At 40.0% G+C, this 15,038-nt stretch carries 7 protein-coding genes; 2 read left to right on the top strand and 5 right to left on the bottom strand.

The features are described from left to right. Positions 1–47: 47 nt before the first annotated feature. Positions 48–1,937: an ATP-binding protein gene (locus SJY30_RS14665; RefSeq protein ID WP_396632887.1), complete on the top strand. Its 1,890-nt coding sequence runs from the start codon at positions 48–50 to the stop codon at positions 1,935–1,937. Between the two features lie 226 nt (positions 1,938–2,163). Here SJY30_RS14665 and SJY30_RS14660 read toward each other — a convergent pair whose 3' ends face one another. The 4 genes from SJY30_RS14660 to SJY30_RS14645 form a co-directional block, all read right to left on the bottom strand. Continuing rightward, positions 2,164–2,772 carry a hypothetical protein gene (locus tag SJY30_RS14660; RefSeq protein WP_396632886.1) on the bottom strand — a complete coding sequence of 203 codons (609 nt, stop codon included), beginning with the start codon at positions 2,770–2,772 and terminating at the stop codon, positions 2,164–2,166. Positions 2,773–3,021: 249 nt separating this feature from the next. Beyond that, positions 3,022–4,956: an OmpA family protein gene (locus SJY30_RS14655; RefSeq protein ID WP_396632885.1), complete on the bottom strand. Its 1,935-nt coding sequence runs from the start codon at positions 4,954–4,956 to the stop codon at positions 3,022–3,024. Between the two features lie 3 nt (positions 4,957–4,959). After that, positions 4,960–5,892 (bottom strand): type IX secretion system membrane protein PorP/SprF, encoded by a 933-nt coding sequence (locus SJY30_RS14650; protein ID WP_396632884.1) that lies wholly within the window; start codon positions 5,890–5,892, stop codon positions 4,960–4,962. A gap of 25 nt (positions 5,893–5,917) precedes the next feature. After that, positions 5,918–13,333 carry a gliding motility-associated C-terminal domain-containing protein gene (locus SJY30_RS14645; RefSeq protein WP_396632883.1) on the bottom strand — a complete coding sequence of 2,472 codons (7,416 nt, stop codon included), beginning with the start codon at positions 13,331–13,333 and terminating at the stop codon, positions 5,918–5,920. A gap of 877 nt (positions 13,334–14,210) precedes the next feature. On the opposite strand from SJY30_RS14645, the gene SJY30_RS14640 reads away from it, so the two are divergent. Continuing rightward, on the top strand, positions 14,211–14,534 hold the full coding sequence (locus tag SJY30_RS14640) for a hypothetical protein (RefSeq protein WP_396632882.1): 324 nt from the start codon (positions 14,211–14,213) through the stop codon (positions 14,532–14,534). Positions 14,535–14,711: 177 nt separating this feature from the next. Here the strand turns inward: SJY30_RS14640 and SJY30_RS14635 are convergent, their stop codons facing one another. Then, positions 14,712–14,969 carry a hypothetical protein gene (locus SJY30_RS14635; RefSeq protein ID WP_396632881.1) on the bottom strand — a complete coding sequence of 86 codons (258 nt, stop codon included), beginning with the start codon at positions 14,967–14,969 and terminating at the stop codon, positions 14,712–14,714. Between the last annotated feature and the right edge of the window lie 69 nt (positions 14,970–15,038).

Raw genomic sequence — 15,038 nt, 5'->3', positions numbered from 1 at the left:
CCCTCGCAAGTATGAAATCCCCCCCCTTATGCATTAAGGCATGTTTCTTGCTTTTATTTATACTCAGTGCATTATTTGCTCGAACTCAAACCGTCCAGGAACTACAATATTCCATTTCTCGACCCGAGCTTACCGAAAAAGAGCGGATCAATACCTTATATACCCTGAGCCGGGAATTGACCTACGTCGACAATATCAAATCACTGGAATACGCCGAAGAGGCTCTTACACTGGCGACCGATATCAACGATATCGATGGTATAGCCTATAGCTATAGGATTTTATCGAGCATCTATGCTTTGAACGATAATTATTTTATGGGCATGGAATATATACAAAAGTCCATCGATATTTTTGAAGATCGTGGGGATAAAAAAGGATTGGCAAATTGCTACATATCGTTGGGACATATATATCGCAGCCTGAACAATCGTGAACAGGAAATAGAATATCATAAAAAATCCTTTGAAGCCTTTACCATGCAGGGTATAAAGGAACGTATCGGGGTCAGTGCACATAATCTCGGGGAAAGTTATTATAACAACAAAGAATTTATAAAGGCAGAACAACTTACCAGGTTGGCTATACAGATCAACGATTCAATTGCCAATCTCCCCGTACTGTCAAGTTGTTACAAGGTAATGGGACTGATAAAAGAAAATGAAGGCCAACTTGACTCTGCCGGTCATTATTTTAATAAGGTCATAAAAATCTCGGATGAACTCGGGGACAACGCTCAAAAAGTAGCTACGGCAGAAGCATTTATACACTTGGCCACCATGGCGGGATCTGCAAAAAATGATGCCCTTGAATTTGAATATCTGGCAAATGCAGAAGCCTTTTGCAGAAAATACAATTTAAATAAATTCTTGCTTCGGGTATATCGCGAAATGCAAACGTTCTACTTAAAGCGGAACAATATAGAGAAAACAGGGTTATACCTCAATGAATACGATGTAATTTCCCAGGACCTGCAAAGAGTCCAACTTGAGGATCGGAACAGGCTCACGAAAAGTATGGCCTCTATTCATAATCTTAACAAAACCACCGATAAGCTCCTTAAAGAAAATCTGGCACAGGCCTCTAGTATATTTAATCGGAATGTAAGTTTACTGATCGGCTCTTTATTCCTGATCACGTTGGTCGTAGTACTTGGAAAGGTGAAAAACATCAATGGAAAACTTAAATCTCGAAACGCAACTATAAATCAACAGAAAGCCGAGTTGCAGGAACTTAATGCAACTAAAAATAAGTTCTTCAGTATTGTCGCACATGATCTGAGAAGCCCATTGACCTCCCTTAAATCCTTTAGCTCTGTTCTGGTCGAACATATCGATTTCATAAGCAAGGAGGAAATACAGGATATGGGCAAAGAACTTGGCAAATCCTTGGACAATACCCTGAAAATGGCGGACAACCTTATCATATGGGCACAAAGTCAGATGAATGTGATAAAGGATAAAAAAGAAGCGATATCTCTTAAAGTGACCGTATATGAGATTTGCGAGATATTCTCGGTAATTGCGAATAACAAGGAGGTAGAGTTGACAGCTTTGGTTACCGGCGACCCCCATATTATCGGGGATAGGGATCAGGTTGAATTCGTTATCCGCAATCTGGTCAACAATGCCATTAAGTTTACCCCAAGAAAGGGCTCGGTCAAGGTAACCGTAGTCCAAACTTTAGACCGCATTATAATAACCGTATCCGATACGGGCGTTGGAATGTCGCACGAAATCAGTGAAAGTCTTTTTTCAGTTCAAAAACCGAAAGGCATTAATGGAACGGAGGGCGAAAAAGGAAGTGGGCTTGGCCTTGTACTAAGTTATGAGTTCATTAAAAGAAACGGAGGTGAAATCCATGTTGCCAGTGAAGAAAATAAAGGTACCGACATTACGGTAACTTTTCCCCTTGGGCATAAGTTGCCTGATATATAATTCTACATTTAAAGAACTATTGCAGTAAAGAGGCTCCGATGATTGATGGCTTCCTCAGCTATTGAATGAATACTTTAGATGAATTTTACAAATTATGCCTTAGTGTCCCAACCTATCCTTTATTTATACTTAACGAATTACGAGATGGTGTCTTAACTCATCCTTTATTTGAACTTTACTAATTACGACATGATGTCTTAACTCATTCTTTATTTGAACTTGACTATTAATCCAAGCGGTTCCGACCATATTTCTTGATTAAATTTTTAGCAGCTTTCACCATTAGTGTTTCAGCACTACTATGAAAAGAAGGAACTCTATTTTCATTATCAAAATGAGAATTTTCCTCGGTAGCTTTTCCAAATGCCTGGGATGAAGAAATAATTATACCGCTTTTCAAATCATAAATTAAAATAAATACGGAAGATTGATTACTGGCACTGTAAAACCCATCTCCAGAATTGTATGATAATGTTCCTGCCCCATTACTAACTATACTGCCCCGAATATTTATTAGGTAGTCACATTCGGATTCTTTTCCAATTTGTTGCAGTTCCTTCTCATTAAGTTCAAATCCGATCTTTAAAGAAATTAATTTGTTTGCCCTTAAGGTATTTAATTCAAATAAAGAATCGCCAATTATTTCTTTAAATTCATTGTAAGCAGTGGTATTCAATTCTTGGTCGAAGACCTTGGAATTTGATTCTGTCCTGTTTAAAATCCATTTTCCTTGGCTGAAGTCCAACTCCTTACCTGTATCAAACAGATAGTTGTATTTTCCTCCTGCACACGAACAAAAGGAGACAGTAATAAAAATTATAAATATCTTCTTCATCGTTTAATTAGACTTTACGAATAATGACCTAGTGTCTTACTATTTTTTATTTAATGATCGTTAAGGCACATAGCTTACACAGATTATAGATTATGGTTGATATTAATTCAATTTTAAAAAATAATTATTGACTAAAATATTTGAGCTAGGTCGATAAAACCTTAAAGCTGAATCAAATTAAAATTTTATTCAAGCCAAGAAGAGCATGGAATAACATTCCATGCTCTTCTATAAAAGTATTATCAAAACTTAAGGAACTAGAATGAATTCAGTTCTTCTGTTTAATTCATGTTTTAGTTTGCTACAGGCACTTCCGTTAAAACAATCGTTCGCCAATAAATTTTCTCCATATCCTTTGGCCGACAGCCTATTTGCTTCAATACCTTTAGCCATTAGATATACTTTTGTGGATTGTGCCCTTCTTTCGGACAGGTCCAAATTATAAGCATCGTTACCCCTACTATCCGTATGTGACCGGATATCCAATTTTAATTCAGGATAGTCGCTCATATATTTCAGGATCTTTTCCAATTCCCGCCCAGCGTCCGCACGGATGTCGTCTTTGTCAAAATCAAAATAGATAACAGGAATGTCCAAACTTTTTGCTAAATCATCACCTATACCCGATATCATTTTCGATGGTGTAAGATTTACCGTAAAGGTATTAGTATCTTCATTTGCCGTAAAGTTGATTCTACCTTCCTTAAAATCTGTTTTTACCGCGATTGCAGTAAGCTCTTCTTTGCTACAGAGAATTGCTACGTTGAATTCTCCTTTTTCGTCAGAAATTGTTTTCGTCAGTTCTTCTCCGGCGCTGTTCAGAATTTGGACATCTACATTAGTCAGGATACTAGCGTTTTCTTGATTTCTCACCACACCGGTAATATCGACATTACAGACAAAAGTCGGAGACTCCAGCTCAATAAAGGAGTAAATGTCATCGTTACCCTTACCCCCAGATCTGTTCGAGGCAAAATAACCTTTCTTATTCTCTGCATCCACTACAAAAGAAAAATCATCCTCTTCGGTGTTTATGGGCGCCCCTAAATTGACTACCTGGTTTTTCCCAACACCTTTTTCGGAATTGGTCGCAAAAACGTCCAACCCCCCAAGACCTGGGCGGCCATCTGACGAAAAGTAAAGGATATCATCCTCGCTTATATAAGGAAAGGTCTCCCTACCTTCTGTATTCACATCGGCACCTAGATTCTGTGGTATACCGAAACCACCGTTGGCATCTATGGTTACATAAAAAATATCCGATTGCCCTAAAGTTCCCGGCATATCCGAAGCAAAGTAGAGCTTAGATCCATCCTTGTTAAGCGTAGGGTGAGCTAACGAGTATTCCCTTGCATTAAATGGCAATGCTATCGTTTCTTGCCATTTTCCATCAATCAAGGTAGACCTGAATATTTGTAGTCTACTTACACCTTCATCGTCCCTGCCAAATCCGTTGCTGAAATTATTCCTGGTAAAGTACATGGTTTTTCCATCAGCGGTAAACGTGGTAGAGGATTCATGTGCCTTTGTATTCACCTTCTTGGATAACGTAGAAACATCGACTACCTTTTCATCCAAAATGGTAGCCTTGTAAATATTTAGAAAAGACTGGCCGTTCCACTCGTGAATTTTTCTAGAGGTAAGTCCGGTGTCCCGTGCGGATGAAAAAATAATTCCCTGATCATAGAACATAGGGGCAAAATCCGAATATTCAGAGTTGAAGCTTACCATCTCAACTATATACTTTCCGGAATTATTTTTGATTGTATCCAGGTAGTCCCTGTTTTCCACATATTTTGCCGCCCTACCGTCCACATTGGAAACAGATATAAATTTTTCCATCCACTGATTGGAGTCTTTGTAGGAGCCCAAAGATTTGAGCGTTTGGGCATATCTGTAATAATAGTCCGGATCTATGGTCAGCCCTTCTATCCCGAACAATTTACCGTACCACTGCGAAGCGTTTTGGTAGTTTGCGTTCAAGTAGTTTGCGTTCCCCAATCTCTTATAGATTAACTCGTCCGAATATCCATCCTTAACAAGTTCTTCGTAACCGCTTATGGCATCTATATAAGCATAATCATCAAAACTTTTATCCGCTCTTTTTACTTTTACTTCCTGCCCTTGCGAGTAGAAGGTCATTAAAATCGAGATACCTAGAATTTTTATGGTGTTATTTTTCATGGTTTAAAAGAATCTTGGGGTGATCACCCGTTTGTACTTGTTCAGGAACTCATATCTCAGCATGATCTCGAAAGAACCGTCGTTGAACCTTGTCGCTCCTAGATCGGTCGTTTCCTTATCATAGGCAAGACCTAACATCAACTGGTCGTTCAGCTGAAAACCGAACAGTGCGCTCAATGCGGCGTCCCATCTATACGCCGCTCCCAAAGAGAACTTGTCGTTGAAAAGGAAGTTCGCACTAAGGTCTAACTGTAAAGGTGCTCCCTTTACTGCTTTGATCAATGCCGCAGGCTTGAACTTTACGTCGTTCCTTAGCTCGAACACATAGCCCGTGATCAAATAGAAGTTCATACGTTCTTGTGCGATAAGGCTAGAACTGTTCGTATCGGAACTATCAAAATGCTCGGTCTGTAAAAAGTTAGGTACCGATAGCCCTGCATAGAACTGGTCGGTATGGTAATAGATCCCTGCACCGAAGTTCGGCGAGAACTTATTATCAATGTTCGGAAGGTTCGTCTCCGCTCCGTAGTTACGTAGTTTCGTAAAGTCCACGTTAAACAGGTGTCCGCCGGCTTTCAGTCCGAAGGAAAGCTTCCCTTCTTCAGAGGTCTTTACCGTATAACTGAACGCCGCGTCTATATACGTATCCTGGTTGGTACCGTTACCAATCTCGTCGTTCACCACAGATAGCCCAAGGCCTACATGTTCCGAGACAGGGGTATGGAAGTTAAGCGTCTGCGTGGTCGGTGCGCCGTCAAGTCCCACCCACTGCGAACGGTGCAGTGCGGCTATGCTCAACACTCCTCGCGAACCCGCATAAGCTGGGTTCACCGATATCGTATTGTACATGTACTGTGTGTACTGCGCGTCTTGCTGGGAATATCCCATAAATAGTCCCGCTACGGTAATTATAATGGTTAGAAAATATTTGTTCATCGTATTGTTTTTAAGGGGAATTTTTTTATCTGTTTATGTATAGGTAACCGGACTTGGTAAGGTTATTACCTTCCTTATCGTACTTGATCACGTAGAAGTACACACCGACCGGCAGTTCTGAATCTTGGCTTATGGTAACTCTACCATTTGAAACGCCTTGGAAGGTGTTCGTAACATTGTCGTAACCGTTCATCTCATACACTATGATTCCCCATCTGTTATAAATCTGTACCGTGTTGTTCGGATAAGACTCGATATTATCTATTAATAACTCATCATTGGTACCATCATTATCTGGAGTTATGATTTCATTGATAACAGATATACCTGTTTCTACTAACTCTTCACCACAACCTGCAGCTAAAGTAGGTACACCGTTCAATGAATCACAAGGGTTCAATGGGTCTGTACCATCTGTTATTTCTTGACCGTCTAGAATAGTATCACCATCCGTATCGGCTACATCTGGATCCGTACCGATGGCATCTTCCTGAGCAGTCGTCAATCCGTCGCCATCACAATCGCTATCCGGTAATGCCGTACCACCTACATGGTCACAATCATCTAAAGGATTTGTACCGTCCAATACTTCTTGACCATCTAGAATACCATCTCCATCTGTATCTGGATTGTTAGGGTCTGTTCCTAAAGCAGCTTCTTCAGCATCGGTTAAGCCATCACCATCTGTGTCGCACAATGCATTCGCATTATTTGGGTCGCATGGGTTTAATGGGTCTGAACCGTTAATAACCTCATCACCATCGGTAACACCATCACCATCTGTATCTGGATTGTTTGGATTAGTTCCGGCTGTAGTTTCTTCTTCATTGGTTAAACCATCATTATCACAATCTGCAGCTCCTGTTGGTGTACCACCAATTGAATCACAAGAATCATTTGGGTCTGTACCATCTAAGGCTTCTTGCCCATCGGATATTCCATCACCATCTGTGTCAGCTAGATTAGGATTTGTAATAGCACCAGTAGGATTGGCTGGTGTAGATGGATCGTTCACTCCGGTTATTTCTTCGTTATTCGTCAACCCATCATTATCACAGTCACTTGTTCTTAATGGGGTTCCACCCTTAGAATCACAATCATCTAGTGGGTTAGTACCATCTATGTTTACTTCTTGTCCGTCAGAAATGCCATCGTTATCCGAATCATTATCTCTAGGATCTGTTCCTAAAGCAGCTTCTTCATCATTGGTAAGACCATCATTATCACAGTCGCTTGTGCCAAGAGGTGTACCTCCATTAGAGTTACAGTCGTTCAGAGGATTACTGCCGTCCACATTTACTTCTTGTCCGTCATTGATACCATCACCATCCGTATCCGGGTTGTTAGGATTTGTTCCAATAGCAATTTCTTCATCATTGGTTAAGCCGTCATTATCACAGTCACTAGTTCCAAGCGGAATACCGCCAACAGAATCACAATCATTGTTAGGGTCTGTACCACCTAAGGCTTCTTGCCCATCAGATATTCCGTCACCATCTGTATCAGCATCATCTGGATCTGTAGTTTCTCCATTCGGATTCGCTGGCGTAACAGAATCATTTACTCCTGTTGTTTCCTCACCATAAGTTAGTCCATCACCATCACAATCACTGGTAGCCACAGGCTGCCAGTCAGGATTTGATCTTGGCATACAAGGATCATTAGGTGCAGGATCATCTACATCGCAAATATTATCGCCATCGGTATCAACACAGGTTGGAATGGATATGAAAACCGTCGCTGTTGCACATACCGTACCATTACAAACTTCATAGGTTACAGTAACCGTTGAGTTGTCTTCAGCAGCAATTGCTATATAGGTTAGTTCTCCTGTAGCAGGGTCAAAACTAATTGTTCCTGCAGCGGTACCCCCCGTAATGGTTACGGTACTGCCGTTTAGGAAATCATCATTGAATAAAATATTCAATATTTTAGGTACGCCAACATCTGCTGTAGTATTGTCGTCAACTGCCGTTGCTACTGTTGGGTTAGGATCCCTTCCGTTAGGATTACCGTCGCCATCACAATCAGTAGTTGCCAAAGGTGTTCCACCAACGGAATCACAATCGTTATTTGGATCTGTACCATCTATAGCTTCTTGACCATCGTTTATACCATCTCCGTCAGTATCGGCATCGCGAGGATCGGTTGTGTTGCCATTCGGATTTGCCGGAGTTGAAGGATCATCTACACCTGTAGTTTCTTCATCGTTTGTTAATCCGTCGTTATCACAATCACTTGCTCCTAATGCTGTTCCACCAAATGAACTACAATCATTGTTAGGGTCCGTGCCATCTAAAGCTTCTTGTCCGTCGGAGATACCATCACCATCTGTGTCTACTACATTTGGATCTGTTGTATTTCCGTTTGGATTTCCTGGAGTTGAAGGATCATCTACACCTGTTGTTTCCTCATCGTTCGTTAATCCGTCGTTATCACAATCAGTCGCGCCCAGTGCATTTCCGCCAATAGAATCACAGTCATCATTAGGATCTGTACCATCTAAGGCTTCTTGTCCGTCTGAAATACCGTCACCATCTGTATCAGTTATATTTGGATCTGTCGTATTTCCGTTCGGATTAGCTGAAGTTGCAGGGTCATCTACCCCTGTTGTTTCCTCGTCGTTCGTTAAACCGTCATTATCACAATCGGCAGTTCCAAGCGGTGTACCGCCTACTGAACTACAAGAATCATTCGGGTCTGTGCCATCTAAAGCTTCTTGCCCATCAGAGATACCATCACCATCCGTATCTGTTAGATTTGGATCAGTTGTATTTCCATTTGGATTAGCCGGAGTAGATCCATCATCTACACCTGTAGTTTCTTCATCATTAGTCAATCCGTCGTTATCACAGTCACTGTTTCCAAGTGGTGTTCCACCAACAGAATCACAATCATTGTTTGGATTTGTACCATCCAATGCTTCCTGTCCGTCAGATATTCCGTCACCATCGGTGTCTTCATCCATTGGGTCGGTAGTTTCACCATTAGGATTTGCCGAAGTTGAAGGGTCGTCTACGCCCGTGGTTTCTTCATCATAGGTTAATCCGTCACCATCACAATCGCTTGTACCTACTGGCAACCAATTAGGGTCGCTCATAGGAGCACAAGGGTCGTTGGGCGCTGTATCATCTACATCGCAAATATTATCACCATCTGTATCTACACAAGATGGTATGGTAATGTTGACCGTCGCGTTAGCACATACGGTACCGTTACATACTTGGTAGGTTACGGTTACCGTATTATTATCTTCTGCAGCAGTTGCTACATACGTTAATTCACCCGTTGCTTGGTTTATCGTTACGGTACCCGCAGCTGTTCCACCGGTTATCGTGATGGTGCTACCTGTTGGGAAATCATCATTGAACAGAATATCAATCCTTTTAGCGATGCCTACATCTGCAGTAGTGTTATCATCCACTGCCGTTGCTACTGTTGGGTTAGGATCCGTTCCGTTAGGATTACCGTCGCCATCACAATCTGATGTTGGTAAAGGCGTACCTCCAATAGCGCTACAATCATCATTAGGGTCAGTACCATCTAAGGCTTCTTGTCCATCAGAAATACCATCGCCATCTGTATCTACTAGATTCGGATTTGTTGTGTTGCCATTAGAATTTGCCGTAGTAGAAGGATCATCTACCCCTGTAGTTTCTTCATCATTGGTTAAACCGTCATTATCGCAATCGGCAGTTCCAAGTGGCGTACCACCTATAGAGCTACAAGAATCGTTAGGGTCTGTACCGTCCAAGGCTTCTTGCCCATCGGAGATACCATCACCATCTGTATCTGGATCATTAGGATCGGTGATATTTCCATTAGGATTTGCTGGAGTTGATGGGTCGTCTATTCCTGTATTTTCTTCATTATTGGTCAATCCGTCATTATCACAATCGACAGTTCCCAGTGGTGTACCACCTATAGAGCTACAAGAATCATTAGGATCTGTACCATCTAAGGCTTCTTGACCATCTGAAATTCCGTCACCATCGGTATCTACTACATTTGGATCTGTCGTATTTCCGTTCGGATTAGCTGGAGTTGCAGGGTCATCTACCCCTGTTGTTTCCTCGTCGTTCGTTAAACCGTCATTATCACAATCGGCAGTTCCAAGCGGTGTACCGCCTACTGAACTACAAGAATCATTCGGGTTTGTGCCATCTAAAGCTTCTTGCCCATCAGAAATTCCGTCACCATCAGTATCTTCATTCGTAGGGTCTGTTGTTTCACCGTTTGGATTTGCTGGGGTAGAAGGGTCATCTACGCCTGTTGTTTCCTCTTCATTTGTTAGTCCATCACCATCATCATCGCAAGCACCGCTTGTTACAGTATCATCTGTTGAACTTGTGCTTGACTGCCCTGTGCCTGCAACTAAAGGTATTCCTGTATTTGGGTCTACTCCACCTGTAAGTCGTCCGTTAGCATCAATATCATCTAGACCCAAACCGCCATCACCTTCTAAGGCGTCTGGGCAGCCATCGCCGTCTGAATCGTTATTTAATGCATTTGGAATATTGTCGGTATTGCTATCGCATCCCAATAAAGTAAGATTAACATTATCGATACCAATATCATTACCGGCACTACCATTCGATTGTGAATTTAAAATTACGATGTTTGATAGATTGGTGGTCGCGGTAAACCTGACCTCGATCGTTCTCCAAATATCATCGTTCAAGACACCTAGACCTGTAGAATTTACGGATGCAATAATTGTATTGGTGGCATCTTCTACATTAAGTCCAAGGATTGGAAGGTCCCCACAATTTTCGCAAAGACCTGCTAAGGCAATTTGAAAAACATAATCTTGTCCTATTTGAGTGTTCAACGAATTTATGCGATATATTTCAGAGGGTACAGGTATGGATGAATCCACATTGACCACCAAATACCTTCCGCTGGTATCACCACTGGCATCAACATTGCCATTTCTATTGGTTCTGTTGTAGAATTGTAATCCAGGGTTGGAAGAATTAGCTACTGCATAAAAACCATCTCCCACGGCACCTGATGCCCTGTAGCCATGGTTTACTACATTTGCATCACTTGCTCTGGTTGAACCAAAGCCAAAATTGTTGCTATATATTTCTTGTACAGGAATTTTACTTGCGGTTGGACAGTTTTGATTTTCCTCAGTATCCAAAATCCCATCATTGTCATCATCTTGATCACAACCATCTGGCACGCCATCGGCATCGTTATCCAATGTATCATCAAAACCTTCACATTTATCGGTTGCATTTGGCACACCATCTCCGTCACAATCGCTAGTGGGCGCGGGTGTACCGCCAATAGAACTACAATCGTTCAAAGGATCAGTTCCATCTATTGCTTCTTGGGCATCACTTATACCGTCATTATCATCATCCGGATCTGTATTATCTGGGTCACCATCGCCATCGGTATCTGCAAAAATGGTCACCTGTTCATCTAAATCATCTGTAATGGTATTTACTTCGGTTGCAGATTCATCAAAAGTAGCCGAAATTGTATTGGTCACAGTAATATCCGAAGGAACATTATTGGCCGTAGCAACTATGTCAAGTGTAAATAACTGACCTCTTTGCATGGTCCCTATCGTCCAATCTGGAGAAGACCATGTACCCGAACTAGGTGTTGCACTAACCAAGGTAAATTCTGTTGGTAATATATCTGTAATGACCAAGTTATTTATCGCATTAAAACCTAAATATTCGGCCGTGATCGTAAACGTAACATCATTGCCGGCAATGATAGGGTCCACATCGTCTATTTTGGTCAATACCAATTCTGGTGCACAACTATATACCGATAGAATGGCAGAATCATAGGTACAACCACCTTTGGTTACCCTTACAAAATAGTCTCCAGGGGTATCCGGGGTAAATGAACTATTAGTTTCACTTGCAATTATAGCCCCATTTTTAAACCATTGATAGGCATCAAAACCACCAGTTGCCTCAAAAACATCTGCTGGTAAACAACCACCACCGGTAACGTCGAGTTCTACCACCGGAACCGTATCGAAGCCAGAAAAGTAGCCTGCAATACCCGCATTATTATTTGCGCCTAAAAAACCAACGGCGATAGGTCCCGTAGAGTTAACGGATACATTGCCCGTAAGTCCACTTACAAAAAAGGTTTTCCAGTCCGATGTTCCCGCAACTGGTGTCGATGCCGGTAAAGCTACATTACCATTACCATCTGTAACGGTAATATTACCATCTGGTGTAGCTGTAGAAGCAACCACGGTAACACCACCATTAAAGTTTAAACCGTCGACGTCCTGTATATTCGGAATATTGCTTAAGACACTTGGTAATAAACAATTTACGGGAGCTATGAAATTAAGACCCAGCGTTTGTATACCAGAGGCACCAGTTAAACATTGATAGGCATAAGCCTCTTTGGAAGTAGTCACGAACATGTTCGCACCTGCTGTATTTGAAGAATAGTTACTACCCGGTATTTCAAAATACTCTCCGTTGTTAATTGTTGCAATGGCGGTTGCCGAACCATTAACAAAAATCTGGGTATTATTTTGTGTTCCTATAATGATCGGAAATTCGGTTTCGTTATTGGTTTGACCATTTCCTCTAATGAACACGTATTCCCTACCTAAAACGTTTTCAGGTACGGGTTGATCTATGGCAGCATCCCTAGCACCCGAGGTGGTTCGTACGCCCACATTAAGACCTCCATTGCTAATTACTATTTTTTTGTCAGATTTTATTGAAGCCCCTAACCAACCATCAATATTAGCTGCTGTTTGGTTTTTTGCAGCTTCCAATACATAGGTTTGACCTGCGTTCAATACAATTTGGATCGCATCGGCGGTAATTCCTCCAAGGTTGTTGCCAAGTCTAAATTCACACGCCGGATCATAGCCAAAAATATCTACTACGGTATTATCTACGGTAGCCATTATACCAAGGGTCGTGGTTAGATTTGCGTTGTTGGCCCGGTTGGGAATACCGCCCCATTTGAAGCTGTTTCCAGCGGCGGCACGACCTTTAGATGTTAATGAAGTTGCTTGAGAGCCCGATCGCCCTCTGTAGTTCACATAAAATTTTTCGCCGCCCGGGGCTTCAAAACGAAGTCCGCTGTTGCTAAGAACAATTCCTGTATTAGTTTCGTCAACAAGACTGATATTATTGTCACCATCAGAAACATTATACTGCCCAGATGTAGCATTTGAAATAGACAAGGTAGCGACAGGAATAGTACCAGTACCTTGATATACATTCACGTTAAAGACCGAAGTTTCGGGTGTGGAAAGATAAAATGCCTGTTGAACAATTGCCTGATTATTGGAAACCTGTTTTAATGGCGGCAAATAATGAACATCGCTTAATTGTGCTGCTAGTTCGCTTGTTCCAAAAATGATGGATGCCAAGAAAATTATAAGATGGAAAGTAAAATTACGATTTAATATAGTGGTCGGGAAAACTTTTTTCATAACTGAGGATAATGGTTTGTACTTCAATACTGATATTAATATGTTTACTTTCTAATCTTAAACTTTTAGCAAACAAGGAACTTGCGGATTTTCAATTCTTAGCTTGTCAAGTCCTTTTAATATATAAGAAACGGTTATTTCGTTTTGGTCACTATCATTTCCATCTTTTATAGGGAACGTTCGGATAAACTTATTTATGTTTCATAAAAGCCGAATACTTAAAACACCGCCTTGGCTAGTTTAGGGTTGGGCTAAAAATCAATAAAAAATAACTTGAACAGAAAGGTCGATGAAATACACAAAGAATAAAGAAAATTTGTTGCGAATTGCTTAAAATTATAGGCGAGTTAAGGCGATTCTGTAGTCGACCGGTATATTTTAACCTGTATTAAACCCTTTCAAATTAAGCCATACCATCATAACTCAACGCTTTATTGAATTTAATTTTTTTTCCATTTTTAATAAAATTTCATCCAAGAAATTTGGACCGTTACATTTGGATAAAGTATTTTCTACAACACTTTAGGAAAATATTCAAGAATTACAATAAATAGTCGCTTGTACCTTTGATTTAAAATTGATTCCTGTGATTTGTACTTATTAATTCGGTATAGCAGCTTACATATCAATATACCCCCTATATACAGGCAAATAATTTTCAATTTTCCAAAAAAATGAATAAAATTTACTGTAAACTTCCATTATAACAACATTTTTTAAAGTTAATCTTGATTTTGATAATGTTAACAAATGGAAATGTAATTAATATATTGTATTGAAATAGTTGACCAATGTTCGAACAAAATATATTGCTTAAAATAAATGTTGAGGACTTTTGTAAGGCAATAGAGTTTTATACAAAAAATTGAATTTTATTTTGATAGAAGATATTATCAAAGCTGACTCAGGAAAAAGGTGGATAATGATTTCACCACCAAATTCAAGACAAATTGGAATAGTACTTGTCAAGAAAAATAAACTCCATAATAAGAAGCAGAATGATAATATTTATAAGCAAAAAGCTTTTTTATGTTTGGATTCAGTTGACTTTTGGCAAGATTATTATAAAATGATATCAGCGGAAATCGAATTTATTAATGCACCAAAATATTCCGAATTTGGGATAATGGTATCTTTTAATGACTTGGATGGCAATTTTTGGAACTTATTACAAAGTGATTTTATAAAAATTTCCAAATAATAATGTATTTAATGGATACATATTTTCTTAGGTCCAAAAGATAATGGTCATCGAATCAAGCTTAGAATTGATATTCGAAATCATCCTTTATTTGAACTTTGAAGGAATATACTAAAAATCACCTAAAACAATAAACTCTTTACAAAAGATGCGTTCTGTAAAGAGTTTATTGTATAATCAGACTTTAGTTTTTCTGTTGGATTCTATAATACCAAAACCTCCTATTATAATAGAACCCACTACGGTAGCCAATAACGATAATTTTGAATTTGTGTAAATGTTTCGTTTAATTACTGAGGAACTTATTCTACCAGTAGAAAAAGTTTTTCTTTCTTTTACATGTTCTGGATATATATAGAAAAAGCCAGTTAAACCTATTCCTATGGCTACCCATAAAACCAAAATATTTTTATAGTATCTAATAAATGTGTTCATGTGATAATTAAGTTTCGGTATTGAAAAAATGGGTTTTTATTTTGACTACTATTTGCAGTATTCCTTAGT

The organism is Maribacter sp. R86514, from assembly GCF_044597005.1.
Lineage (GTDB): Bacteria > Bacteroidota > Bacteroidia > Flavobacteriales > Flavobacteriaceae > Maribacter.
The sequence above is the reverse complement of the archived record's forward strand: the minus strand, read 5'-3'. Positions and strand labels throughout refer to the sequence as shown.